The following is a 25,889-nucleotide window of genomic DNA, read 5'->3' as shown; positions in this document are numbered from 1 at the left end:
GATTGCTCTTTCACCGTCGCTCCTCACCCATTAGACGTCTCAGAGCGGCCGGGTCCGAACTTCCGTGACAACTTTATTTCAAGGCGATCGCGGCAATGGTCAAGCGCCTGCTTGAGCTCGCGCTCGACAAAGCGCGTTGAAACGCTGAAATGGGCTGCAATCTGCGGGATGGACATGCCGTTGACGCGTGCCGCGACGAAAATCGCGCGACGCCGCGGCGGCAGATCTTCCAGGGCCTGCACCAACGTGCGGACCGAGGAACGGGCCTCCACGACGCGCTCGGGATCAAGTTCGTCGTGTTCGAGCCGTAGCAGGAGCTCAATCTCCGACCGCGCCAGGCGCCGTTTCTCCGAGCGTCGCCGGTCAGCGGCAATGTTGAGCGCAATGCGAAAAAGATAGGTTCGGGGATGCAGGACCGCTCCAATCGTGGGCATACGCTCGACACGGAGATAGGCTTCCTGCAGCACCTCGTCCGCAATATCAGGAGAACCAAGCCGGCGCGTCAGCCGTCCCTTCAGGAGGCCGTAGTCGTCCGTCAGCACCTGAAGCAAAAGAGCGTGACTCGTTTGGGTCATAATGGCTTAGCTGACGGACACACGGCTTGGCGCTCGAAATTGCTTGCTCGGAGCAATACTGCTCACCCTTCGGGGCGCCGCGCCCCAAAGCTCCAACTCGGCTCCTGTGTAGTGTTTCAGAGCCCCTCGGAAATTTCGATACTCATGGAGTGTGACCGTTTTGTTTCATTCCTGTCGCGAGACACCTCGGAACATCGCGCCAGCCCATCCCTCGCTTCACTCTCCCACGCGGGAAAGGATTAGCCGCAATCGCCGCTCTCCCGGGGTGACCTGGGCAAGATCACCATGATGACCGGCTGTGGCAGCATGGGCGGCGGCTTACCCACTGAAAGGCCTTCCATCAGCTCGCGAAGCCGGCGATCGCGCGCCAGATCGCTGGTCGAGCTCAACAACTCGATCCGCTGTACGCGGCCGATATCGTCGAGCCATAACTCCATCGCAAGCCGATATGAGCCCGGACGCGTTTCCGCCTCGCTGCACAATCGGCGAAGCGCGGCGTTCTGCAGAGCAGCCGAATAGCGCCGATAGGCCAGCGCGTCGGAATCCGATTGCGAAAGAGAAAGCGTGATGGCACGGCCGCCCATCGGGCGGACATCAAGGCCGGTGCCGGCCAACAGGATGCGTAGCGCTTGCGTGGTCGTGAAGGTCCCTTGGACTGAGGTCGATCGACGGCCCGCGACCGCGCTACCATCCACGAAAATCGATATCCCGGTGACGTTCCCAAAGGCATAAAGAGCGTCTTCCAACGGCTGGGCCGGAATGTCGAAGTGCACGACGGTTTCGCCAGCTCCTGCCGTCGCCGGATTTTCCGCCGCGAGAGCCATCACGGGAGGAAGCGCCAGCGCGCAAAGCACGAGGAAAGCCTTGGTCAGCTTGATTGGTCGCCTCCGGGCCATCGGTCGCCTGTGAGTCAAAACGGCGAATGCACAGTTCAGCCGTCGATCTAGAGCAATCCGGTTGCAAATTGAAGCGCCATGCCGGGGCTTGTTGCATTGCTCGGGGCTCCATACTGTCGACAGCAACAGACCACCGAGATCGTTGTACCAGTCGAGCATGGACTCACTCGGCGGCGAGTGCCGTCAATTCCTTTGGCTCGTGCAGGATCACACCGGACAGCGGGTCGAACTGACCCAGCCAGGGTTCGCGCGCGAGCACGGCCCTGGTGTGCGCATAACCTGCTTCCCAGCGTTGCTTGATCCCGGCCGGGCTGAAATCGATGTCCTTGGTGTGGTCCTCGTGATCCAGCTGAGGCGCGAGCAACTGGACTACATGCATGCGGGTCTGGCAGCCATAGCTCAATAACTCCCTGACCTCCGGCTTGCTGCGCTCGTTTTCGGACAGTCGTGACGCGAGTTCGTTGATAACGTGACGCAGGCGGTGCGCCTGCTGGTGACGCACGATCTGGCTCGCAATCCGGCTCGAATACTGGACGTCCTTATGGCGGTTGAGGACATCAGCCATCGTCATCGGCTCGCGCCCGACCGGATTCCACAGATGGACCGAGAAGATCACCGAGTCCCTTCTTGGACTATCGTCCAACACCGCCTCAGTAGGTGTGTTGGAGAGGATACCGCCATCCCAGTAGAGTTCGCCTTCAATGCGTACGGGCGGAAAAGCGGGCGGAAGAGCGCCAGAAGCCATGATGTGTCTGACATCGAGCCTGCCCTCGCGGGTGTCGAAGTAGCGCATCTGGCTTGTGCGCACATGCGCGGCGCCGACCGTCAAGCGCGGCCTCCCCTGATTGATCAGGTCGAAATTCACCAGTTCAGCAAGCGTAAGTTCGAGCGGCGCTGTCGAGTAGTATCCGGCGCGATCGGCGCCCAGGGGAAAGGCGTCCCCGGCATATGCGAGCGGGTTCGGCTTGAAGAAACCCGGAATGCCCTGGGTCAGCGTGGTCCAGTACGACCATCGCTCAGCCAATCCACGAAATACGCCCTGAAAGCTCCAATGCGGGACGCGCTGCACGCGGCTCCAGAACTCGTGCAATCGCTCGAGCCGGCGCTGCGGCTCGTTTCCGACAATGAGACTTGCGTTGATGGCGCCGATAGAGGTGCCGATGATCCAGTCGGGCTCGATCCCAGCTTCCTGCAGCGCCTGATAGACGCCGGCCTGATAGGATCCGAGCGCGCCGCCGCCCTGCAGCACCAGGACGATCTGGCCGGGCAACCCGCTTGGGGCGCGGCGCGGAAGAGCCGCGGAGTTGGAAGAGTCGGTTTGTCGCAGCATTCGAAGCCTCCTTCCGCATGCAGTAATGCACTTGCCGGGCTCTATTCAAGCCGCGGTGGGGCGCTGTCAATCGCGGTGGCCGCCGCGGCGGGCAGGCGCAGAGAGATGGCCAAATCCTGCGCGGCATGGCAGATAGCGCGGAGTGATATCGCTCATTCCTGCGGAGAATAGCATGGATCGTCTGGCATCGATGGAGACGTTCGTGCGGGTGGTCGAAACGGGATCCTTCTCCGGAGCGGCCCGGCAGCTTCGAGTCGGCCAACCGGCCGTCTCCAAATCAGTCGCGCAACTGGAAGAGTATCTCGGAGTGAAACTCCTGACGCGCTCGACGCGCGGCCTTGCCCCGACGGAAGCCGGGATACGCTATCTCGAGCGTGCGAAGCGGGCCCTGGAGGAGGCAGCCGAAGCCGAACTCGCTGCGCGCGGAGCAGGAGCTGGCCTGAAGGGACGATTGCGCATCTGCGCCGCCGTCACGTTTGCTCGCATCCATCTCATTCCGCTGTTGCCGCAATTCATGGCGCAGAATCCGGAACTGGACTTGGACGTCATCCTGGACGACCGTCAAATCGACCTCGTCCAGGAGGGCATCGATGTGGCTCTCCGGATGGGAAAGTTGATGGATTCGATGTTGACCGCGCGCCGCATCGCAAGATGCAAGCGTCTCGTGTTGGGCACGCCTGCCTATTTCGATCGCGCAGGCACGCCATCGACGCCAAGTGAACTGAGCAACCATCGGGCCGTCGTTTATCTCCAGGGAGAAGGCAGCGTTTGGTCGTTCCGGCGCCAGAGCTCGGAGCTGGCTGTCACCGTTCAAAGTCGACTGCGAGTAACCGCCGCAGAAGGTGTGCGAGCTGCGGTGCTCGCCGATCTAGGGCTGACCATCGCCTCGGAGTGGATGTTCAGCCCCGAACTGCGATCGGGTGCTGTTCGTGCGGTCCTATCGGAATGGAGTCTCCCGTCCCTCGACCTGTGGGCGGTGCTTCCGACCGGCCGTGCCGCGACAACCAAGGCACGAGCGTTCGTGGATTTCTTCGAACGTGCGTTCAACGCATAAACGAAAAGCAGAGCGATCTTGGGCCGTGAGCGCATCGAGCCGCGCCTCATGAGACGACGGAGCATGTCTTCGAGCCCGGGCAGCATTCAACGCTTTGGGTGAATGAGTACGGTGACACGCGACGGAGCTGCTCATCCCGAGCCTCCTTGAAGGAGTGTCGCCATGCCCCGCATCTCAATCCTGAAACGCTCGATCACTGCAGCGGCCGCAGCCCTGGTCTTTGTCAACCTGCTCTCGCCGGCCAATGCGAACTACCGGCGAGACGTTGTCGCGGTCTTCCCCGACCTGCCGGTCAGCACCACTGCGGGTTCGACAGTGCTGACCTCGCATCTGCCGTGGCTTGCTCCGGTCGGCCATCGGCAGCCGCACCAAGCCGATGTCCCGCAATCGGAGGCCGTCTCGGCATGGGAGCGCCAGCAGCAGCAGTTCGACCAGGAAATGGACCGGAAGCTCATCATCTGCCGGGGGTGCTGATCCGTTACGCGGTTATTCCCAACGGGAATAATTTCTAGTCCGACGGTCTGGCTACCCTGCGCGGCAGGCTCCTTTAGCTTTCTGCGTATGACTTCAACGAAACGGGCGGCGCCGCCGTCTTCCGCACAAGACCAAAGGAGAACCGTCATGTCGCTTCAAGCCAAGCTCGACGCCTTCAAAGCCGATTTCGAGGCCGGAAAGCCACCCTACAACGTTCCTCGCTCCGTCATCGAGACGATGCACCGCGCCACCGCAGAACTGATCGAGTCGGCGGCGGCCCAGCGCGCCAAGAAGGCAGGTGACGTCGCTCCGTCCTTCTCGCTGAAGGATCCCGAGGGCAACATCATCAGCTCTGCTGATCTTCTGAAAAGTGGCCCCTTGGTGCTCAGCTTCTACCGCGGCGTTTGGTGCCCGTATTGCAACATGGAGCTGCAGGCCCTCGAAGCCGCCAAGCCGGAGTTCGACAGGTACGGCGCTTCGCTGGTGGCGATCTCGCCGCAAACCGCTCCGAACAGCCGCAAATCGGTGCGCCAGAACAAGCTTAGCTTCCCGATCCTGTCGGACGTCAAAGGCAAGGTCGGTGAGGCGTTCGGACTGCGCTTCAACCTGCCCGACTATCTCGTCGAGCTCTACAAGCAGCTCAAGAACGATCTACCGACATTCAACGACGATCCGAGTTGGACCCTGCCGATGCCGGCCCGCTACGTCATCGGGCAGGACGGCGTGGTCCTCTACTCCGAGGTCAACCCCGACTACACCCGCCGCCCCGAGCCTGAGGACATGATCCCGGTTCTTCAGAGAGCGGCCGCTCTCAAGGTGTGACGGCGCATGAGGTGCAAGCTTATCGCGACCTGACCGGCACCTTGCGTCAACCATCATTCGGCCAGCGAGGGCGCTTTGCTGCCCTTCGCCGGTCTTCGCTTATCAGACGTATTCGCTTCGGCGGTCTTCGCCAGCTTCGCGTCGACAGGAGCTGTTGGCCTTGCGAAGACTTCGCGGCCGGACGGCTCCTGTGTCCTGCGCCACTGCGCCGGAGTAATGCCCATGTGGCCCTTGAAGGCGCGCTGGAAGGCTGCTTCGGATTGATACCCCACCGACTCTGCCACCGCGCCCGTTGAAAGGGACGAGTTCTTCAATTCGTTCGCTGCGAGCGTCATCCTGATGTCGGTCAGGAGATCGGTGGGCGATCTGCCCAGTTTCTCCTGGAATTGCCGCGCGAGCGTGGCCCGCGACATGTTGCACAGGCGTGCGAGGTCGGGCAGCGACCATGCGCGCGCAGGCTCGTTGAAAAGCGCTGCGACGGCTGGTGCCAGGCGAGGATGACCCGCCAAAGCAAGAATGCCGCGCGGCGCATCTTCGGTCTCGCTGGCGAGACGCAGCACAAGCGCGAACATCGCTGTCGATAGCGCGTTTAGCATCACGCAACCACCAAGCTGATCGTCCGCGGCCTCGCTACGCATCAACGACACAAGGCCTGCAAGCTGCGTGGCGGTCTCCGGTTGTCCGCTATGGGTGCCAGCATGCACGACCAAGCGCGGCGGCAGATAGCTGCGCAGCAGGCGATCGTGCGGCGGTGCAATTGCAAAGTGGCCGCAGAGCAGATCGAGCCGCTCGCCTCTGCCGGCATTCTCACTGATCACAAGATTGAGGTGCTGGTGATTTTGCGCGGGCTTTGCTCGCGCCCCGCTGCCGTCGTGCATGACGTGCCTGGGGTTACCCGGGAGCAGGAGTATGTCGCCCGCTTCCAGCCGCAGCGGCTTGCCACCAGCCAGGCCCTCCAACAGTGCCGAGCCACCGACGACCGCGTGATACGGGATTTCGTTTGCCTCGCTCGGTCCCTGCTCGATGCGCCAAGGCACGCCGTAGGAGCAGCGCAGGTCCAGTCGCCCGCGCACTGGCATCATCTCGAACAATCGGCTGAGCCAATCCATGAGGAACACATCCGCCCCGTTTGAGACGATTGAGCATATAATCGAGTTTTAATAACATTCAAGGTCTCATATCGGGACCATACACTCCAGCTCGTGATCGTTCGCCAGCCCTCATCCAGGAGTGTCACCATGTCCCGTCTTCCCGTCCCGAATCTCGAAACCGACACTGGCCCGTCAGGTCGGATCCATGCCCGGATCAAGAAAGCGCAAAATCCGCTTGTACACGCGCTGCACCGGTCCGGCCTGCTTGCCGAGGACCTCGACTACCACGTCGTCCGGGCCGCGATGGTGATCATGTTCTTCTTCTTCGGTTACCAGAAGTGGTTTCCATACGAGTTCGAACGACTGGTCCCGTTCATCAGCAACGGGCCGCTGATCTGGTGGCTGTATCCCGTGTTCGGCCACGCCGGCGCCAGCTATTTCCTGGGCGTCTCCGAGTGGACCTTCGGGTCACTGCTGCTGGCAGGCTTCTGGGATAAGCGGCTCGGCGTTCTTGGCGCCCTCGGCGCGACAGGCACCTTCATTGCAACGGTCACGATCATTCCGTTCATGCCGGACGGCTGGGACGTCACCGCCGGAGGCTTCCCCGCGATGACCGGCAACGTGCCCTTCCTGATGAAGGACGTCGTTCTGCTCGCCGTCTCGTTCTACCTCCTCAGGCAGGATGTGGTTCGTCTGATACGGCAATCAGAACCGGAAATGCCCTAGAGGCGCCAATGCCTCTAACAGTTCCAAGCAACTTCGCTGCCGTGGGGAGGATCTGCCCCGACCCGCGTGCAGGTCAGCGCGGCACAACTGCATGCAAATGATAGCGCGCAACGAAGCTCGTTCGCGTCGGTGCCCCTCAGTCCGCTCCTTCCGAGCCTGCCCTGCTTATGCAGGGCAAACAGCAGCGCCGCCTGAAAGCTGTCGCCGGCGCCGATCGTGTCCACGACCGTGACGGCGGGTGCGGCGACTTCGACCGCGCCCGCCGTCGGATGCCAGGCCTGGGCTCCCTTCATTCCGCGCGTGACGACAAACAGGCTGCCGCCTCTGGCCAGGAACTGTTCCGCCTTCGCCGCGCAAGCCTCTTTCCCGTAGAGATAGTCGAAGTCAACGTCCGACATGCGAACGATGTCCGCGCTGTCGACAAACGTGTCCATGGACGCGAGATAAGCTGTCTTGTCCTTGACTAGATTGGGCCTGCAGTTCGGGTCGAACGAAATCGTCGCGGATGATTTGGCATCGGCGACCATCGCGGCGGTCTGCGCGGCTCCCCTCTCGTTGACCAGCGTCGTTGAGCCGATGTGGACGGCCTCGATGGTCTCGAACGGAATTTTGCCCTGCGCATAGGTCCATTCCCGGGTGGCTGTTTCCGCGTCATAGAACGCATATTGCGACTCGCCTGCGACCATTCGGACAAAAGCGAGCGTGGTCTGACGGTCGCTGCGGGTGGCATAGCGAAGGTCGACACCGGACGCCGCGGCGTGGTCGGCGATCATGCGGCCGAACAGGTCGGTCGAGACGCCGCCGACAAAGCCGGTCGGCGCACCAAGCCGCGCCAGTCCGACCGCGACGTTGAGGCACGAGCCTCCCACCGCCGGTCGCACCGCTTCGTGACCGTCTGCGGTCTTAACCGGCACAAAATCGATCAGCGCGTCACCACAGCTCAGCAGCATCGTTCGCGACCTTTCCAGATTAACCGCGGTCGATCTCAAACCCGCGCATCGCCTCACGGCTTCCGCGATCAAGCTCGCGCAACAACCTGTAGACCTCCCGCTTGCGGCGGTGGAATTCTTCCATGCCCGGCGCGGCCGGCTCGGTCAGGCGACCGAGCGCCGACATCGCGGCCATGGTCTCGCCGAGTGAGGCATAGGCGCCGGCGGCAACCGCGCCGAGCATGGCCGCGCCGAGCAGGACCGGCTCCGTCGTTTGCGGCATCGCCACCGTGAGGCCGGTCGTATCGGCCATGATCTGCCGCACCAGCGGGCTCCTTCCCGCGCCGCCGCCCATGACGATCAGCTTGCTGTTGCCCCCCTGCGCCCTGAAGGCATCGATGACATCGGCGAGGCCATAGGCGAGCCCGCACAATCCCGCCACGAACAGACGCTCCATCGCGCAGATATCCGTATCGAGATCGAGGCCGGCAATGACGGCGCGCGTATCGGGATCGGCATAGGGTGAGCGGTTGCCGAGGAATTCCGGCAGCACATGAAGGTCGCGCGCCAGCAACGCCGCCTTGCTCGCCTGAGCCGCACGGGCCATGATCCGCGTTTCGAGGAACTGGATGATGTCCACGCCGTCGCGCCTTGCGACGTCGCTTGCCTCGGCATGGGCCGGATGTGAGCGGATCAAATAATCGATCGCGGCACCTGCGGCCGATTGCCCGCCCTCGTTGAGCCAGAAGCCGGGCACCATGCCGGAGTAATACGGTCCCCACACGCCGGGTACGAAACAGGGATCGAGCGTCGTCGCCATGATGCAGGCGGAGGTCCCCATGATGTAGGCCAGACGGTTGCAGACATCGACTTCAGCGCCCGATGCGTCCCGGCCGCCGATCGCGCCGAGCCCGCCGGCATGCGCATCGATCAGCGAGGCGCCGACCGGCGTCCCCGGTCTCAGCCCGAAATCCCGCGCCGCCTGTTCCGTTAGGCCAAACCCGAGCGACGTTCCCGGAGCGACGATCTCGGTCCCAATCCTGCGATATTCGTCCTCAACGAGTTCATTCAAGCCCACGCGCTGAAAATATGGAGCGCTCCACCGCCCTTCATGCGCAAGGTAGTTCCACTTGCAGGTCACCGTGCAGGTCGAGCGCGCGAGCGACCCCGTCGCGCGCCACGAGAGGAAGTCAGCAAGGTCGAAGAAATGCCCCGCGCGATCAAAACTGTCGCGCAAATGCCGCTTGAGCCAGAGCAGCTTCGGCATCTCCATCTCCGGCGAGATGGAGCCGCCGACGTAGCGCAGGACCTCATCCTGAGTGTCGTTGATCAGCCGCGCTTCCTCGATGGCGCGATGATCCATCCAGACGATGACATTGCGCTGCCTGTCGCCGGATGTACTCACCGTCAGCGGTTCGCCATGCCGATCGAGCGCGACCAGCGAGCAGGTCGCGTCGAATCCGATGCCTTTCACGAGGTCGGGCGATATCGCGGCTTCCGCCATCGCGCTGCGGACGGCCGAGACGCTGGCCGCCCAGATATCTGACGACGACTGCTCGACAATGTCGCCTGCCTCGTGCCAGACCGCGATCGGGTGTTTTGCAGTTGCGAGCAGGGCTCCGCTTTCGTCGAAGATGCCCGCGCGCGTGCTGGTGGTTCCGACGTCGATGCCGATGAAGGCTTGCCGCATGTTCGCTCCCGTCAGTTTTGACGCAAGCTTACCAGCAAGTATAGCCACCATCGACAAGAACGATGCTTCCGGTCATGAGGCTGGCCGCTTCCGATGACAGGAACAGGACCACCGAGGCAATCTCCTCCACCTGCCCCATTCGTCCCATCGGAGTGCCGCCGATCCAGGCGTCGTACATGCGGGGGTTGCTCTTCACGAATGCGTTCAGGGGCGTCTCGATGTAGGTCGGCGCCACCGCGTTGACGCGCACGCCGCGTGCACCCCATTCGGCTGCGAGCGATTTGGTCAGATGGTGCACCGCAGCCTTGGAGGCGTTGTAGTAGCACTGCTCCTGCGGCTTATTGACGATGAAGCCGGACATCGAGCCGATATTGACGATATTGCCTGTCCGCGCCTGAAGCATGTGCTTGCCGAAGGCGCGGCAGCACCAGAAGGTGCCGTTGAGATTGACGTCAATGACGTTCAGCCAATGCTCGTCGGTCACGGTTTCGGCCGGAGTTTCGCTGCGCGCGATGCCGGCATTGTTGACGAGGACATCGACCCGGCCGTAGCGGGCGACGAGTTCGTCGGCAACCTCGGTGACGCGCCGTGAATCCGTCACGTCCATGATCGCGACTTCGGCCTGATAGCCCTTCCCGCTCAGATGGGCGCGGGCTTCGCCGGCGACCGCCGCATCGCGATCGGCAATCACGACCCGCGCGCCGGCCTCGGCCAGCGCCTCGGCGCAGGCGAGACCAATCCCCTGCCCGCCCCCGGTCACGACTGCGGTCTTGCCGGGTAGTTTGAATTTTTCCAGATACATCTTGGTCTTCCTGTTAAGCCCGCAGCGATTTTCCGCTCTCATCGAACCGATGCAGACGGCCGGGATCCGGCGACAGCAGGACGCGGTCGCCGGCGCTCAAATCGAGCTCGCCGACGTGGCGCGCGGTCAGTGTCCCGATTGCGCCAGCGTCGACATAGAGAAAGGTGTCGCTGCCGAGATGCTCGGCAACCATGATGTTGCCCGGCCATCCCTCGCCATCGCGCGCGATTTTCAGGTGCTCGGGGCGGACACCGATGGTGGCCGCGCCATGGCGGCCCGCGACTTCGCCGGAGATGAAATTCATTTTCGGCGAGCCGATGAAGCCGGCAACGAACAGATTGGCCGGCTTTTCGTAGAGTTCGAGCGGCGTCCCGTATTGCTCGATCTTGCCGCCATTCAGCACCACGATCTTGTCCGCCATTGTCATCGCCTCGACCTGGTCGTGCGTGACATAGATGGCCGTGGTACCGAGCTGCTTCTGCAGCCGCGTGACTTCGAGGCGCATCTGCACGCGCAGCGCGGCGTCGAGATTTGACAGCGGCTCGTCGAACAGAAACGCCTTCGGCTCGCGGACGATGGCGCGCCCGATCGCGACGCGCTGGCGCTGGCCGCCCGACAATTCGCGCGGCTTCCTGTCGAGATACGGCGTCAGATTGAGCGTAGCTGCCGCGGCCTCAACCTTGCGGTTGATCTCGGCTTTCGGCAGGCCGGCCATCTTCAGCCCGAAGGCGATGTTGCCGCGCACGCTCATATGCGGATAGAGCGCATAGGATTGGAAAACCATCGACAAGCCGCGCTTGGCGGGCGGAACGTCGACGACGTTCTTGCCGTCGATCAGGATATTGCCGCCGCTGACATCCTCCAGCCCGGCGATCAGGCGCAGAAGCGTGGTCTTGCCGCAGCCGGAGGGTCCGACGAACACGACGAAGGAACCATCCGAAATATCGAGATCGGCGCCCTTGATGATGTCAACGGGCCCGAACGATTTCTGCACATTCTGAAGCGTGATCTGGCCCATGGCTCCAGCCTTTCCGTTTACTTGACCGCGCCAAAAGTCAGGCCGCGGACGAGCTGGCGCTGGCTGAACCAGCCGATCACCAGGATCGGCGCGATCGCGAGCGTGGAAGCGGCCGACAGCTTGGCCCAGAACAGCCCTTCCGGACTTGAATAGGACGCGATGAACACGGTCAGCGGCGCGGCCTGCAGCGTCGAGAGGTTCAACGTCCAGAACGCCTCGTTCCATGCCAGGATGAAGTTCAAGAGCAGCGTTGATGCGAGCCCCGGCACGGCCATCGGCGTCAACACATAGACGAGCTCGCGGCTGATCGTTGCGCCGTCCATCCGCGCTGCCTCGAGGATGTCCTTCGGGATTTCCTTGAAGTAGGTGAACAGCATCCAGATCACGATCGGCAGATTGCCGAGGCAGAGGATGAAGACGAGACCAGTCAAGGTGTCGAGCAATCCGAAATCGCGGTAGATCAGGTAGATCGGCACCAGCACGCCGACCGGCGGCATCATCTTGGTCGACAACATCCAGAGCAGCACGTCCTTGGTGCGTTTCGTCGGCGAGAACGCCATCGACCAGGCGGCGGGAATCGCAATCAGCAGCGCGATCAGCGTCGAGCCGCCGGCCACGATGATGGAATTGAGCGCGTGGTGGAGATAGTCGCTGCGCTCCTGCACGGTGGCATAATTTTCCGTGGTCCAGTGAAAGAACAGGAATTTTGGCGGTATGGCGAAGGCATCGAGCTCGGTCTTGAAGCTCGCCAGCACCATCCAGAGGATCGGAAAGAAGATCAGGAAGCCGACCAGCCACGCCGCAAAGGTCGAGACCGCCACATGCCTGCTTGTTGCCATCCGCGCCATGCGTCAGGCCTCCAAATTCCGGCCGACGATCCTGACCAGGAAGAAGGCCACGATGTTGGCGATTACCACCGCCACCAACCCGCCGGCGGAGGCACCGCCGACGTCATACTGGATCAGCGCCTGCGAATAGATCAGGAAGGCGATGTTGGTGGTCTGCAATCCCGGTCCGCCGCCGGTGGTGACGAAAATCTCGGCGAACACGGTCAGGAGAAATATCGTCTCGATCAGGATCACGACCGTGATCGGCCGCGCCAGATGCGGCAGCGTGATGTAGATGAAGGTCGACAGCGCGCCGGCGCCGTCCATTTCGGCAGCCTCCTTCTGCTCCTCGTCAAGGGATTGCAGCGCCGTCAGAAGGATCAGCGTCGCAAACGGCAGCCATTGCCAGGCAACGATCAGGATGATCGCCAGCATCGGCACGTCATTGAACCAGTCGATCGGTGGCGCGCCGAATAGCTGCGCGATCCAGGCGAACAGACCCGACACCGGATGCATCAGGAGATTCTTCCAGATCAGTGCGCTGACCGTCGGCATCACGAAGAACGGCGCGATCACCATCAGCCGCACGATGTTGCGGCCAATGACGGGCTGGTCGAGCAACAGCGCGAGCGGAATGCCAAGCAGGATGGTCAGTCCAAGCACGGACCCGACCAGAACCAGTGTGTTCTGCAGCGAAGCGAGGAAAGCCGGATCGGTCAGGAAATAATGAAAATTCTCCAACCCGACGAACTGCGCGGATTCGGAGTCGAGCAGATTATAACGCAGCAGCGAGAAATAGATCGTCAGCCCCAGCGGCACGATCATCCAGATGAACAACAGCGCAACGGCTGGCGTCAGCAGCATCCGCGCGAGCAGTTGCGTCTGCCGGGTCCCCGTCCCCGTTTCCGTCGGCTGCAAGGCAGGTGCAGCCATCCGGGGCAAGGCGCCGGATGGCTGCGAGGGGCTTAGCTCGGGAGTATGAGCCAAGGGAGCCACCTATTTGATGTAGCCGGCGCGTTTCATTTCCCGCTCCGTCGACGCCTGCGCCGCCGATAGCGCCGCGTCCACGCTGGTCGAGCCCGACAGCGCCGCGGAGAACTGCTGCCCGACCGAGGTGCCGATGCCCTGGAATTCCGGGATCGCCGCATACTGCACGCCGACGTAAGGCACCGGCTGCACCGTCGGTTTGTTCGGATCGGCGGCATCGATCGACGCCAGCGTCAATTTGGCGAACGGCGCGACTTTCAGATAGTCGGGGTTCTGGTACAGCGACGAGCGCGTACCGGGCGGCACGTTGGCCCAGCCCTCCTTCGACGCAACCAGTTTTGCGTAGTCCTTGCCGGTCGCCCAGGCGACAAATTTTTCGGCCGCCTCGACCTTCTTGGAGCCGGCGGGAATTGCGAGATTCCACGCCCACAGCCAGTTGGCGTTCTTGCCGAGCCCGGTGTTCGGGGCGAGCGCGAAGCCGACCTTGTCGGCGACCCTGGAGTCCTTTGGATTGGTCACAAACGACGCCGCAACCGTTGCATCGATCCACATCGCGCATTTGCCGGCGTCGAACAGCGCCAGATTCTCGTTGAAGCCGTTCGAGCTGGCGCCGGGAGGGCCCGCCTCCTTCATCAGGTCGACATAGGTCGCCAGCGTCTTCTTCCATTCGGGCTTGTCGAACTGCGGCACCCACTTCTCGTCGAACCAGCGTGCACCGTAGGAATTGGCCATGGCGGTGAGGAACGCCATGTTCTCGCCCCAGCCGGCCTTGCCGCGCAGGCAGATGCCGTAGACCCCGGCTTCCTTGTCGGTCAGCTTCTTGGCCGCACTGATCACGAAATCCCAGGTCGGATTTTCCGGCATGGTAAGCCCGGCCTTCTGAAACAGGTCGGTACGGTACATGGTCATGGAGCTTTCGCCGTAGAACGGCGCCGCATAAAGCTTGCCGGAGACGGACACCGCGTCCTTGATCCTCGGCAAAATGTCGGCGACGTCGTAGTCGGCGCCGAGCTTGTCGAGCGGCACCAGCCAGTTCTTCTTGGCCCAGATCGGCACCTCATAGGTGCCGATGGTCAGGACGTCGAATTGGCCGCCCTTGGTCGCGATATCGGTGGTGACGCGCTGGCGCAGCACGTTCTCCTCGAGCGTCACCCATTTGACCGTGATGTCTGGATTTTTGCTGGTGAAGTCGCTCGTCAACCCCTGCATGCGGATCATGTCGCCGTTGTTGACGGTGGCGATCGTCAGGGTGGTCTGGGCGAGCGAGGGAGTTGAAAGCAAAAGCGCAGCCGCGCCCAGAAGAGCGCCATGGACGTTTTTCACGGTAAACCTCCCATCGTCGCGTTTGAGCATATGCCCACGCGTTGAGCGTATGTTCACACCAACCGTCAGGCTTGTCAAGCTGACACACGCCATCCGGCTGCCCGCAGCGCCGAAGAGAAAATCAGGAAGACACGACGATCGTGCCGGCGCTACCGATCGAGAATGGCCCGGGCCGTTGCTTCGTCCGTGATGAGGCCGTTGATGAGGCGCCCGATCAGCGCGGCGCCGATGGCCGGAACCTTGGCCTGCCCGATCGCTGCGGCGATCGTGGTGGTCCGCGCCGGCACCTGCGGCGGAATACTGGTCAACCGCTTGTTCGTGCCGCCCTTGATGAGCCGGCCCTTGGCGTCATAGGCCCAGCCCGTCACCTCGCCGATGGCGCCGAGCCGCATCATCTCGAACAGCTCCTCGCGGCTGACGAAGCCGTCGACATGCACCTGGGCCTTCTGGTCCATCTGACCGATGCCGATGAGACGCAGGTCGGCTCTCGCGGCAATCGCCTGGATCTTGGCGATTGGTTCGATCCGGTTCATGCGGTTGCGCTCGTCTTCCGACGACATCAGGAACGGTAGAGGCATCGGATAGTGGCGGGCGCCGGTGCGGTCGGCAAGGCGCCCCACCGTATCGAAGAAACTCGCCGAGCCGTCCGCCGAGATGTTTCCGACCAGCGAGACGACCTGGTGATTCGGTCGCTCGATCGGCGTGACACGCTCCACCGCGGCCCGCACCGCGCGTCCGGTGCCCAACGCGACAATGACCGGCGTTTCCGGGCGCAGGGTCGAGTCCAGCAGGTTGGCGCAACGTTCCGCGATGCCGGCGGTGGAATGCGGCGACGCCGGGTCCGACGGCACCACTTCGCAGTGAACGAGATCGAAGCGATCCTTGAGCTTCGACGCCAATTCCATGCACGCGGCAATAGGGTGTTCGAGGCGGAAGGTGATCAGACGCTCTGCAAGGCACAGCGACACCAGACGCTGCGCGGACGCGCGCGAGACCTGCAGCATCTTGGCGATCTCATCCTGCGTATGGCCGGCGATGAAATAGAGCCAGCCGGCGCGCGCGGCGTCGTCAAGACGGGATTTCTCGTTGTCGGGTGCTGCCATGAGAGCCCGCTATCTTTCGTCCCAGAAGTCCGCCATCCGGTCAAAGACACGATCCGCGCCGGCATCGCGCAGCATGCTATGCCGATCACCAGACTGGTAATGACTGCCGCCGACAAAGCCCCATACGGTCATGCCGGCGGCCCTTGCCGCGGTCACGCCGCTGACGCTGTCTTCGATGACAAGCGTGCGGTGCGGTGCAGCGCGCATCTGCGCAGCCGCATAGAGAAAAAGGTCGGGGGCCGGCTTGCCGCGCGCCACCATCTGCGCCGTGTACACCCTGTCGCCGAAATGCGGTGCGAGACCGGTCAATGCCAGCGAAAGCGAAACCCGGTCGAGATCGCTGGACGACGCAACGCAAAACGGCATTTGCAGGCTTGAGATCAGTGAGCCCACTCCGAGGACAGGCTGCAGCGAATGCCTGAAGCGTTGCAGCACCCGCGTCTTCAACGCGACCAGAAAGCTCTCGGGAACGAGGCGTCGGTCGCCCTGGTAGTGTTGCAAGATGGCCGTAGTGCTGCGGCCAAGAAATAGTTCGAGCGCATCGTCCGTGCTGAGCGCGATGCCGAACTCTCCAAGGACCTCTGACAGGCACTGGCAGCTCAATATCTCGCTGTCCACCAGGACGCCATCGCAGTCGAAGATCACCAGCTCAGGCTTTGGGTGACTGGGTTCCATCCCACAATAGGATCATATGCTCACGAGTTGAGCAATAGCTCAGTGATCCCCGGGAAGGTCGATCGCTACAAGGACAACGAACAGCCAAAGCTCATGCACTTCGAGCCCATCCCGCGAGATTGCTTGAGCCGGGGGTCGCTCACGATGCGAGACTATATCCCACCATCATGAGTCCGATCGCTGCAATCCAACCACCCAACGCCTGCAGGGTGATCTTTCGCCAACTGGTCGGCACACTCGTATCTGCTCCACGGAACGCCAGCACCAGGGCCATGACGAGCGTGATCACGGCGTAGCCACTGCAGGCAAGTCCTGCCGCGAACAGCAGTCGGTCGGTCTCAGGTCCGAGATCGGTCGCATTCGCCATTCCTCTGATCACCGCCAAGGCGAAGGCAAGCGCGCACAGCGCGACCGTGGGTATCCGCACGGCTGTCGCCAGCAGCAGGCCCAGCACGAGAACCATGCCGGCATCGACCGTCGACCCCGTCAAGGTGATCTCGAAATCCTGCCCGAGCGCCAGCCCAGCCAGCAGTCCGAGCGGAAACACCAGCACGAGCCAGCGTCCCCTTGCCGCGCCAAGCGTCCCCCCGAGCACACCCATTGCGCCCCAGAGGATGACGTCCTGGAGGTCCGTCAACGGATGCAAGGCACCGGCATAGAAATCGCCGAGGCGCGCGGCGACGATGTGAGCCTCGGCCGGGCTGGCCTGGGCCAGCAGCACCGCTGCGGCGATCAGGCCGCGGCCGAGCCTGATATTCATGCGACAGCTCCAAGGCTCAGCGCCAGAAAGTATCCGCCGAGCATGGCAATCACCACGCCCAGCCCTTGAATCAATCGCTCTCCGGCAGGCCAACGGGTCAACGTGCCGATCGTGATGCCGCAAAGGTGCAGCAGGCCGGTCGAGACGACAAAGCCGACGCCGTAGGCTAACGGGTTTGCGGATTTCGGAAGTTCAGCCCCGTGCGCGTAGCCGTGAAAGATCGCAAAGACGGCAACGACTGCGGCTGCGGCCGCGAATGGCAGCCGCATCCGCACCGCAACCGCGGCGCCGAGAATGAGAGCCGAGAGCGCGATCATGACCTCGGGCATCGGCAGCGGAACGTGCAGAATTCCAAGCACTCCGCCGATCGCCATCACCAGCGGGAAGGTGATCGGCAGCACCCAAATGGCAGGAGCCCCGAGCTGCGCGCCCCAGATTCCAACGGCGACCATCGCGATCAGATGGTCAATCCCTGTCAGCGGATGCAAGAACCCGCTGACAAGCCCACCGCCAAGGCCGACCTGCTCGTGCGCGAAAGCGGCTTGCGGCAGGACGAGACCTGCAATCGCGAACGGGAGATATCGGAAGATACGCAAAGACATGGTTCGACGCTTTCCGTCATGTTGCCGCGAGCACGCGTAGCAGGCGGCCGAAAAACCAGAACATGGAAACCGAGCCGATGGCATAAGCGGGTAGCGCGTCGCCCCAGCGCGGCAAGACCGCGTCGAGCCGCCGATGTGCCCACATCAGCGCCAGCACCAGGAGCACAAAGGCGAGCTGGCCGATCTCCACGCCGATATTGAAGAAAAGCAGGGCGATGGGCAGCAGTCGGCGCTCCAGTCCGAGTCCCGCCAGCGCGCTCGCAAAGCCTATGCCGTGAACCAGGCCGAAGGTGAACGCGACCGCCCAGGGGTAACGCGCAGTCAGCCCGATTTCGCCGCGCTGCTGCTTTACGATCTCCACGCCGACAAACACGATGCTGAGCGCAATGCAGGCATTGAGCGGCCGCTCCGGCACGCCGATCAGGCCGAATGCCGCCGCCGCAAGCGAGGCGCTGTGTCCGATCGTGAAAGCCGTGATTGTTTTCACCAGCCGCCACCCGCCGCCGACGATCCAGATAAGTCCGAGCACGAACAACAGGTGATCGGCCCCGAGCAGGATATGGTCGATGCCGTAGTTGACGTAGGTCCTAGCCAGTTCGATCCATGTCTGCAGGGTCGGGGCACCGGTGCCAAGCACGGAAACGACGGGATTCGCGGTCGAGATCGTGTAGGAGCGCGGCTCGCCCACGATCGGAATCACCTTGATCAGGACCGCCGACATGTTGGCGCCGAGATTGGTGATCGTGATGGGCCCGATCAGCCCCTTGTCGCCGCAATTGAGCTCCGGCAGTCGAAGGAAGCAGTGCGGCGGCACTTGAAGATCGACGCGCGCGGCTCCGATGGTGGGCTCCATGGTCCAGAGACCGACGAATGCGCCCGGCCGGACCTCGCGGAATTCGAGCACGCCGAGCGTGGCCTCATGCGCGACGAGTTGGCGTGGCAGGACCAGCGCGGCGAGAACGAGTAGCGCAACCGCAAGATGGCGCATGGCTCACTCGTACTGCACTTTGTAACTGGCCTTGAGACGGCTCACCGCCTCCCACGCCTGCTTTCGCGTCTCTTCGGAGTACCAGAGCTTGGCGGCCTCTTCCTGCACATCCTCGAACTTGGCGAGCGCGCCCGGGCGGCGTGAATCCAGACGAACGACATGCCAGCCTTCCTTGGACTGCACGACCTTCCATTGTCCCTCCGGCATCGCCAGCAGGGCATCGCGGAAGCTTTCACCGAAAGAGGGAGAGAGGCTTGCGATGGGACGTCCAAGGATCGCGCGCGTCTGATTGCGGAGCTCTTCGGATTCCCGCTGCCCTGTGATGTCTTCGAGCTGACGCTGTGCCGTCGCCTCGTCGGTTGCCGGCGTCAGGTAGAAGCCGACCTGCTCGGGCTCATCGAACCGCTCATGGTTGTCCGCGAACCACGCACGAAGCTGCTCTTCCGTCGGCTGCGCCACGCGGACCTGGTCGAAGATGAGCAGTTGAAGCTTGAAGGCGATGCGATCGCGGATCATGTCGTCACCGCGGTCGACCCCGAGCGCCTTGCCTTCGCGGTACAGGATCTCACTCGCGACCCAGCTATCGATCATCTTCTCGAGCTCGGAGTCGGAGGGAACGCGCTCCTTGTCCTCGTCGAAATTGTCGATGAAGGACTTGCGCATCGCCTTGGTCACCGTGATGACCTTGTCATCCTTCGCCGGCGGTCGCAGTGCGGCGTCTATGCCGAAGATGATTGCCCCGAGGAGGACAAAATGCACGAGCGGCTCACGTCCGAGAAAACGGAAGACGTCGAATAGGTTTGAACGCAAGTGTTTCGCCGCGGATTCTGACGAATTCTCGTTGGATGCATCGGGTTTGGAAGGCGATATCCCGAGAGTATGCGCAGCGTCTGTCATCGCGAATGTTGACACATAAACTTCACAAAACGATCACCGCAGGACACGCGGAGGATCTTACCGTCGCAGGCTTATGCAACGTTGCCTGCGATCTGTCACTCCGCAATCGATCGCGCGTGCGAAAAAAATCCGAGCGGGAAAAATAAAAGCTTCACCGAACTGTCTCCGAATTCTGGTTGCCTGAACAACTGAGAGCCAGGTGCAGCAGATGCGTGGCTCTCATTTTTCTTCGTGCGTAAGAGCGCATCCAGGGGCGATTACATGGTTCAATCTTCAAAGAAATTGCTGCTGACAGCAGCCTCGGTCTCGCTTGCGTTGGCACATTCCGCGCATGCCAATGATCGGCGGGATCCCAAACCAGACAATCCGTATGTCGCTGGCGACATGCACAATCACAACACATGCACCGACGGCTCGGTATCCGCCGGCTATGCGATCGACCGGTCCGTCGCGACCGGCACTGCCGCCGCGGGCGGAAACAACTTCGATCTCGACTGGTTCACGCTTGGCAACCACGGTGGTTCGGGCAACCGCGACTGCCGCTTCAGCGATACGAGCGCCAACATTCCGGGCGACACCACCACGACCTGGAATAAGACGCTGGGCAAGACCATCGATGGGATCACGATCACCAGCCTGAAGGGCACGCCGAACGGCACGGGCGACAGCGCCCAGATGTGGCGCTGGCAGTCAATCAAGGAAGTCGAGTATCCGATCATCGTCAATCGCTCGCCGGTCTACAACAAGGTGCTGATCGAGGGCCTGGAGTGGGTCGTTCCCGGTCACGAACATACTGACGTGGCTGTCATTTCCGGTCAGAACCCGCGCGGCTACGGCAACGCCGACAAGATGGCGGAATACGAATTCCGCTTCGACCGTTCCGACAACGACGCGATCGGTCCGGTGGATTCGAAGAACAAGCCGGTTTGGCCTGGCAAGGACAACGTCAACAACAGCGGAACGGCGGGCCATCAGAAGGCGGTTGCCGGCATCCAGTGGCTGCAGAAGAATCACCCGCTGGAATCCTACGCGATCCCGACCCACTCGGAGCGCGCCGGTCCGTTCAATCCGACTAGCAGCAACGGCTACAACATCGAGCACTTCCGCGATTTCAACAATGCCGGTCCAACGGTGGCGTTCGGCATCGAATCGCCTGGCCACATGGCGCAGGGATCGCTCACGGGCGGCTCCGGTTCCTACTCCACCAGCGCGGTTGGCGGCGGCACCTACGGCATGAGCGGCATATACACCGCCATGGTCGGCGGCCTGTGGGACGGTCTGCTCGGCGAAGGCCGCAACTTCTTCGTGTACGTCAGCTCCGACTGGCACAATCGTGGCGCGGCCGGTGCGCGTGACAGCTTCACGACCGCCGACTTCATCCCGGGCGAATATACCAAGCTCTACGTCCCGAACGAGGAGCACTTCCGCTCGCAATCCGTCATCGACGGCATGCGTTCGGGCAACTCCTATTCCGTCAATGCCGACATCATCGGTCCCGACATGGTTTTCCGTGCCAAGGGCCGCGACGGCGACTGGAAGACGATGGGCGAGACGCTGGTCGTGACGCCGGGCGAACGGATCACGTTCGAAATGCAGATGACCATCCCGGCCAAGAACAACAGCCCGTATAGCTTCAACAATCCGCTGCTGCTGCCGATCGGCATCAAGCAGCCGTTGAACAAGCCGTCGGTCGACCATGTCGATCTGATCAGCGGTCAGATCACGGGTCCGATCGATCCGGGTGCGCCGGGCTATGCAGTACCGAACGCCAGCGGCGTCGCCGGTGCGTCGGTCGTGTACAATCCCACGACCACGATCTCCCAGCAGATTCTCGCAAAGCACATGCAGCGCGATTATCAGCGGGACGGTTCGCTGCGCCTGCGTTTCACGACCACGTTCACCGCGGGTAAGACTGCGTTCTACGTCCGCGCCCGCGGAACGAACATTCCGGTCGCCACGCCGAACGTCAGCGACAGCGCCGGCAATCCGCTGCTCGACGTCAACAACGTTCAGGTGAGCTGCACGGATCCCGCTTGCCCGTCGCATCTGCAGACGGCGAACGGCGTCAAGAAGGTGACCTACGACGTTCAGGCCTACTCGAACGTCTGGTTCTACGCCAACCCGATCTTCATCCGGCCGCACGGCTCGCCCAAGCTGCTGGTTGAGAAGAACGCTCAGCTCGCCGAGAAGCTTGGCGGTCACCGGGATGATAACGATCATGACCACGATCACGATCATCAGGGCGGCAACAACTACCCCCATGACTGGTGGCACTTCGGCTGGTGGAATCGTTACGGCCACCGCTTCTTCTGAGTTCAGGAAGAAACAACGCCTATAGGATCTGGCGGAGCGAATGATTTCGCTCCGCCAGATTTTTCCGCTAGGCCCACTGAGGGTCTTGTGCCTGCTTCGTTGAACGCATGTTGAGCCAATTGAAACCCGTCCTGGTCTGCCTGCTCTTGGGCCTGGTCTGCTGCGTGGTCTCGCCATGCAGCGCCGAAACCGTTTCGGCCGAGCCCAACAGAGAGGATTGTGAGGCCGCGGTCGGGCAAGCGCGCGCGGTGGCGGCTACCTTGCCGGCCAACGATCTCTCCCGCTATTTCGCCGAACGTGACTTGCACCAGGCAATTGTCGAGGCCGGCAATGGAGAGTTCGACGAGTGCATGGAGTTTGCCGCGCGAGCGGCAGATGAATTGCGAGAGCGCCGCCACGAATTGCCGCCGGGCGAAACGCTCAAGATCCTCAAGCCCGACGAGTAGTCTCGATGGCGGGAAAGGTCCATCGACCCCGCCCGAAGCCGTCGGTCGGATACAATCAAATCGGAACGTTCGGTGACTTGTCCGTTGTCATCGCGGCGTCATGCTCGTCCGCGCATTGTCCGACGGATTCGAGATATCTGGATGTTGAGACATGGACCATATCGAGCCGCTGTTTCCGATTCCGCTGATGCGTTCGCCGGGCCTGTTGGGTCCGGAGCTGAAGGACGCCGCCGTCGCGGCGATCCGTAATGCCCGCGTCGAAAGCAATCTGCGCTCGGGCCAGCTCTTTCATACCGAGGTAGCCGACCCCCGCGAAAACAAGCTGTTTCGGGAGATCGCCGAGTTGGCCACGCCGAAGCTGGTCGATTTCGGCGAGCTTCTCTTTGGCGAGAAGCTGCGTTGGACCGTGAAAGAGATGTGGACCAACATGCTCGAAACCGGAGGAAACCAGACGCTGCATGCCCATGCGAACAGTTTCATCTCGGGGATCCTCTATCTGACGCCGTCGCACCCGGCGAGCAAAACTGTTTTCGTGCGGCCGCCCGGCGGTTCTGACTTCTCGTTTCGTCATCATACGCGAGGTGCGGCCATCGGGCCGTACAATGCCGGCAAGTACATGCTGCCAGAGGCCGAACCGGGGGATCTGGTTCTCTTCCCCAGCTACCTCTATCACGAGGTCCCAAGAAACCAGGGCGAGCAACGGATCACCATCGCGTTCAACGCCATTCCCGACCACCTTGATTGCTGGGGCTATCGGGTCACTTTCGCGCCGTAGCTCCTTTGGCGCGAAACCGGCTTTCGCGAAGCGATAGCTCCTGCGATCGGTCGCGGCTCAGCGGCCGAATTCGCGCGCGAGCAACTGTCTTGCCTCATTGCGCGTGGGCGCCGCATCGTTGATCGCACGCAGCAGGCGGGCGGCCGCGTCGCGGTCGGACGCCATGAGCGACTTCGCCATGCCCATCAGCGGGACATAGGCCGGATCGAATTCGGGACTGAGCCGAAGCGCATCAAGCAGCCCGGGGGAAGCCGCTTCGACCAGCGCGATGCCGCGCGGATCTCCCGGCAGCGCAGCGCCCGCTTCTAGGAATGAATTGCGCGCGTGCCAGTAGGCGCCGAGACGTTCGCCCAGGGCATTGCGATGCGACGGGTCGAGCAACTCGGCCGCGTCCGGCCGCATCGATCGGATGACGGCAAGCAGCAGGGACCACGGCGGCGCCGTCAGCGCGCTGATGTTGCGGCGCGCATCGAATGTCACGAAAGGATAGTCGTCCGTATTGCGGGGACCTTCGCCGGCGAACGCGGAGAGCGCACGCGGACCTCCCAGATACTGTCCGAGCAGATCGATCGAAGATTCGAACCCGAGCGGACGCACGACGGGCGCGACCGACGGATTACCGAGTCGCAGGGTCAGCGCGTCGGGATCGAGACGACCGCCATCCCGCCGGCCGATCAGGGCGAGCATGGGGGTGCGTACGCTGTAGTGATTGAGCCAGGCTGAGCCCTCGGGATAGATTTCGAGAAATCCGCGGATAATGGCGCGCAGGGACGGCAGATCGAGCTGGTACAGGGGCAGCCATTGACAAAACACGCCGCCGGGAGCCAGTCGCTTCCTGACGGCGTCGAAATGCTCGACGGTGTAGAGCGCACCGCTGCCATCCAGCGCCGGATGAAACAGATCCGCGACGATCACGTCATATCGGTCGGCATCCGCGGCGACATATCGGCGCGCGTCGGCGACGGTTATCCGGGGCGCCGAGACGGCGGCTGGCGGATCGGCGAACCACGGCAGAAGCTCGACCACTTCGCGGGACAATTCGACGCCATGTACCGCGACCTCCGGCATCTTCGACCCGCCGACCACCGTAGCGCCAGTGCCGATGCCGAGGAACAGAGCGCGATGTGGCGCCGGATGCAGCAACAGCGGCAGCATCGCCTGGCGATAGTCGGATCGGCTTGAACTCGTCCCACCCATGCGGAAGTGGCCGTTCACCTCGAGATACCGGGTGCCCGACGCATCATCGACGACGCTTGCCGTCACCATGGGCCCTTCACGGACGGCAAGCAGCGTGCCGCCGGGCGGGACTCTCGTCAGGGAGGGCGGGGGACGCACCCACAGGACGAGGGCGACGATCACCGGCGCCGCCGACCAGACGAGCGCTGTCCGGCTCGGCGGCAGCAGGAGAAGATAGCCCAGCGCAACCGCAATGAGCGCCATCCATACGCCGAAGGTCGGGATCAGGAACAGCGCCGCCAGCAGCGGTGCTATCGAGGCGCCGAGGCTGTTGATGCCGACCGCCCATCCCAGCGATCCGCGCTGATCCCGTACGCGTTGCGCGAGCAGGCCGAACAGCGCGCCCATCGCTGCCGAGGGCACCAGAAACAGCGCCATCGCGACAGCCAGTTCGCCGATGATGCTGGCTTCGACGGTAGCCTGCGAAAAGCGGACGATGTGAGGGGCAAGGAACGCCGTCGCCAGACAGGCGAGCGCCGTCCCGGCGAGCAGCAAGCCGAGGCTTTCGTCGTGGTCATGACATCCGGCCCGCTGCCAGATGAGGCTTCCCGCAGCGGTACCGAGCAGATACGCCGCAAGCAGCCCCGCGAAGGTGTACACCGTGTCCTGCATCGCCTGGGCTGCCAGACGAACGACGAGGACCTCGAACGCGATCCCGAGCAGGCCGGTCGCGAACAGGGTGACCGTGAGCCGCAAACTTCCGATCCGACGGCGCCCGACAATGTCGAGGTCTGCCGTACGCGGGCTCGAATTCGGCGCGATTGCGAGCGCGCCCAACGCGCATGCCAGGTTCACGATGGCGAGGCAAACCAGTGTTCCGGAAAATCCGAGCGCAGGGATCAACGCGAAGGTCGAAGCCAGGGTGCCTGCCACCGCGCCGGCCGTATTCGCGCCGTAGACGCCTGCACTGACGCGAACATCGCCGCGAGCTTCGCTGACCATCCGTTCGAGCGCGGCCAGCGTTCCGCCCATCGCCACGGTTGCGGGAAGCAGGACAAGCGTCGGCAGCGCAAAGCTGGCCGCCCATAGCAGGGCCGGCCCGGGCTCCGTGCCAAGCATGGGCGGCAAAGCCCGGCCCGCGAGCGGCAGGAGCCAGACGTTCGCCAGCCCCCAAAGCCCGATCACCGCCTCGAGCGCCGCATAGACGATGTACGGCGACCGTGCCCGCCGGATCAGGCCATCGAGGGCAAAAGCACCGAGCGCCAGTCCGCAGAAAAATCCGGCGATCGCGCCCAGCACCGCCATCATTTCGGTCCCGAGTGCGAGGCTGAGTTGCCGCGTCCACACGATCTCATAGCCGAGGCCCGCAAAGCCGGACGCTGCTGCGACCGGCATCAAGGCCCAGTTCCGATCGACCCGCTTGAGGTGCCCGGCCGCGCCGGAATCCGCTGTTGGCGCGAGTTTGTCTGCCGCAGCCATCGCGCCAGCGTCCGGATCGTATTGCATTGCGGTCATTTCCAGCTCGAAGTTCCGCGACCGCCTGGCGACGGCCTCTCGCCACGGATCCAAGGGAATGGCAGGACCGTGCGCGAGATCGGTCAGTGCCTTTC

Annotated in this window: 25 protein-coding genes; 7 read left to right on the top strand and 18 right to left on the bottom strand. The window is 62.9% G+C overall.

Going from position 1 to position 25,889, the window contains the following annotated elements; translation table 11 throughout:
- Positions 1 to 23: 23 nt before the first annotated feature.
- From K288_RS0107690 to K288_RS0107680, 3 genes are all read right to left on the bottom strand, one after another.
- On the bottom strand, positions 24 to 575 hold the full coding sequence (locus tag K288_RS0107690; RefSeq protein ID WP_027579003.1) for an RNA polymerase sigma factor: 552 nt from the start codon (positions 573 to 575) through the stop codon (positions 24 to 26).
- 239 nt (positions 576 to 814) lie between these two features.
- On the bottom strand, positions 815 to 1,471 hold the full coding sequence (locus K288_RS44995) for an STN domain-containing protein (RefSeq protein ID WP_051334418.1): 657 nt from the start codon (positions 1,469 to 1,471) through the stop codon (positions 815 to 817).
- A 163-nt stretch (positions 1,472 to 1,634) separates the two neighbouring features.
- Positions 1,635 to 2,801: a patatin-like phospholipase family protein gene (locus K288_RS0107680; protein WP_051334417.1), complete on the bottom strand. Its 1,167-nt coding sequence runs from the start codon at positions 2,799 to 2,801 to the stop codon at positions 1,635 to 1,637.
- Positions 2,802 to 2,973: 172 nt separating this feature from the next.
- Between K288_RS0107680 and K288_RS0107675 the strand changes: the two genes are divergently transcribed.
- From K288_RS0107675 to K288_RS0107665, 3 genes are all read left to right on the top strand, one after another.
- Complete coding sequence (locus K288_RS0107675; protein ID WP_027579001.1) at positions 2,974 to 3,855, top strand: LysR family transcriptional regulator; 882 nt, start codon at positions 2,974 to 2,976, stop codon at positions 3,853 to 3,855.
- 162 nt (positions 3,856 to 4,017) lie between these two features.
- Positions 4,018 to 4,329 carry a hypothetical protein gene (locus K288_RS54635; RefSeq protein ID WP_043159471.1) on the top strand — a complete coding sequence of 104 codons (312 nt, stop codon included), beginning with the start codon at positions 4,018 to 4,020 and terminating at the stop codon, positions 4,327 to 4,329.
- Between the two features lie 147 nt (positions 4,330 to 4,476).
- A complete protein-coding gene (locus K288_RS0107665; protein ID WP_027578999.1) occupies positions 4,477 to 5,151 on the top strand; it encodes a peroxiredoxin-like family protein in 675 nt (224 codons plus the stop codon).
- Between the two features lie 53 nt (positions 5,152 to 5,204).
- On the opposite strand, the gene K288_RS44985 is transcribed toward K288_RS0107665, so the two are convergent.
- A complete protein-coding gene (locus K288_RS44985; RefSeq protein ID WP_084799510.1) occupies positions 5,205 to 6,260 on the bottom strand; it encodes an AraC family transcriptional regulator in 1,056 nt (351 codons plus the stop codon).
- A gap of 129 nt (positions 6,261 to 6,389) precedes the next feature.
- Here K288_RS44985 and K288_RS0107655 point away from each other — a divergent pair, with 129 nt between their 5' ends.
- A complete protein-coding gene (locus K288_RS0107655) occupies positions 6,390 to 6,968 on the top strand; it encodes a DUF417 family protein (RefSeq protein ID WP_244443086.1) in 579 nt (192 codons plus the stop codon).
- Positions 6,969 to 6,982: 14 nt separating this feature from the next.
- Here K288_RS0107655 and K288_RS0107650 read toward each other — a convergent pair whose 3' ends face one another.
- The 13 genes from K288_RS0107650 to K288_RS0107590 all read right to left on the bottom strand — a co-directional run bounded on the left by K288_RS0107650 (position 6,983) and on the right by K288_RS0107590 (position 19,431).
- On the bottom strand, positions 6,983 to 7,918 hold the full coding sequence (locus K288_RS0107650; RefSeq protein ID WP_027578997.1) for a carbohydrate kinase: 936 nt from the start codon (positions 7,916 to 7,918) through the stop codon (positions 6,983 to 6,985).
- Positions 7,919 to 7,937: 19 nt separating this feature from the next.
- Entirely contained in the window at positions 7,938 to 9,587 is a 1,650-nt protein-coding gene (locus tag K288_RS0107645) for an FGGY-family carbohydrate kinase (RefSeq protein WP_027578996.1), read from the bottom strand.
- Positions 9,588 to 9,615: 28 nt separating this feature from the next.
- On the bottom strand, positions 9,616 to 10,389 hold the full coding sequence (locus K288_RS0107640) for an SDR family oxidoreductase (protein WP_027578995.1): 774 nt from the start codon (positions 10,387 to 10,389) through the stop codon (positions 9,616 to 9,618).
- A 13-nt stretch (positions 10,390 to 10,402) separates the two neighbouring features.
- Entirely contained in the window at positions 10,403 to 11,407 is a 1,005-nt protein-coding gene (locus tag K288_RS0107635) for an ATP-binding cassette domain-containing protein (RefSeq protein ID WP_027578994.1), read from the bottom strand.
- A 17-nt stretch (positions 11,408 to 11,424) separates the two neighbouring features.
- Entirely contained in the window at positions 11,425 to 12,255 is an 831-nt protein-coding gene (locus K288_RS0107630; RefSeq protein ID WP_027578993.1) for a carbohydrate ABC transporter permease, read from the bottom strand.
- Between the two features lie 3 nt (positions 12,256 to 12,258).
- The gene (locus K288_RS0107625) at positions 12,259 to 13,167 is read right to left on the bottom strand and encodes a sugar ABC transporter permease (RefSeq protein ID WP_051334416.1); all 909 of its coding nucleotides are present in this window, start codon (positions 13,165 to 13,167) and stop codon (positions 12,259 to 12,261) included.
- Between the two features lie 63 nt (positions 13,168 to 13,230).
- Positions 13,231 to 14,544, bottom strand: a complete 1,314-nt coding sequence (locus K288_RS0107620) for a sugar ABC transporter substrate-binding protein (protein WP_027578991.1) — start codon at positions 14,542 to 14,544, stop codon at positions 13,231 to 13,233.
- A gap of 149 nt (positions 14,545 to 14,693) precedes the next feature.
- Positions 14,694 to 15,647: a sugar-binding transcriptional regulator gene (locus K288_RS0107615; protein WP_027578990.1), complete on the bottom strand. Its 954-nt coding sequence runs from the start codon at positions 15,645 to 15,647 to the stop codon at positions 14,694 to 14,696.
- Positions 15,648 to 15,656: 9 nt separating this feature from the next.
- A complete protein-coding gene (locus tag K288_RS0107610) occupies positions 15,657 to 16,322 on the bottom strand; it encodes an HAD family hydrolase (protein WP_027578989.1) in 666 nt (221 codons plus the stop codon).
- A gap of 139 nt (positions 16,323 to 16,461) precedes the next feature.
- Positions 16,462 to 17,082 carry a HupE/UreJ family protein gene (locus tag K288_RS0107605; protein WP_027578988.1) on the bottom strand — a complete coding sequence of 207 codons (621 nt, stop codon included), beginning with the start codon at positions 17,080 to 17,082 and terminating at the stop codon, positions 16,462 to 16,464.
- Positions 17,079 to 17,684, bottom strand: a complete 606-nt coding sequence (locus K288_RS0107600; RefSeq protein WP_027578987.1) for a HupE/UreJ family protein — start codon at positions 17,682 to 17,684, stop codon at positions 17,079 to 17,081. Before K288_RS0107600 ends, K288_RS0107605 begins: the two co-directional genes overlap by 4 nt.
- 16 nt (positions 17,685 to 17,700) lie before the next feature.
- Positions 17,701 to 18,672, bottom strand: coding sequence for a HupE/UreJ family protein (locus tag K288_RS0107595; RefSeq protein WP_027578986.1), 972 nt, complete (start codon positions 18,670 to 18,672; stop codon positions 17,701 to 17,703).
- 3 nt (positions 18,673 to 18,675) lie between these two features.
- On the bottom strand, positions 18,676 to 19,431 hold the full coding sequence (locus tag K288_RS0107590) for a peptidylprolyl isomerase (protein ID WP_343207756.1): 756 nt from the start codon (positions 19,429 to 19,431) through the stop codon (positions 18,676 to 18,678).
- Positions 19,432 to 19,830: 399 nt separating this feature from the next.
- Here K288_RS0107590 and K288_RS0107585 point away from each other — a divergent pair, with 399 nt between their 5' ends.
- The 3 genes from K288_RS0107585 (at position 19,831) to K288_RS0107575 (ending at position 23,103) form a co-directional block, all read left to right on the top strand.
- The gene (locus K288_RS0107585; protein WP_027578984.1) at positions 19,831 to 21,882 is read left to right on the top strand and encodes a hypothetical protein; all 2,052 of its coding nucleotides are present in this window, start codon (positions 19,831 to 19,833) and stop codon (positions 21,880 to 21,882) included.
- 107 nt (positions 21,883 to 21,989) lie between these two features.
- Positions 21,990 to 22,328 (top strand): hypothetical protein, encoded by a 339-nt coding sequence (locus K288_RS0107580; protein ID WP_244443085.1) that lies wholly within the window; start codon positions 21,990 to 21,992, stop codon positions 22,326 to 22,328.
- A gap of 151 nt (positions 22,329 to 22,479) precedes the next feature.
- A complete protein-coding gene (locus K288_RS0107575; protein ID WP_027578982.1) occupies positions 22,480 to 23,103 on the top strand; it encodes a 2OG-Fe(II) oxygenase family protein in 624 nt (207 codons plus the stop codon).
- Between the two features lie 57 nt (positions 23,104 to 23,160).
- On the opposite strand, the gene K288_RS44980 is transcribed toward K288_RS0107575, so the two are convergent.
- Entirely contained in the window at positions 23,161 to 25,674 is a 2,514-nt protein-coding gene (locus K288_RS44980; protein ID WP_244443097.1) for a spermidine synthase, read from the bottom strand.
- Positions 25,675 to 25,889: the final 215 nt, after the last annotated feature.

The organism is Bradyrhizobium sp. Ai1a-2 (assembly GCF_000426245.1).
In the GTDB taxonomy this organism is placed as follows: Bacteria; Pseudomonadota; Alphaproteobacteria; order Rhizobiales; family Xanthobacteraceae; genus Bradyrhizobium.
This window is presented reverse-complemented; position numbering and strand designations above follow the sequence as displayed.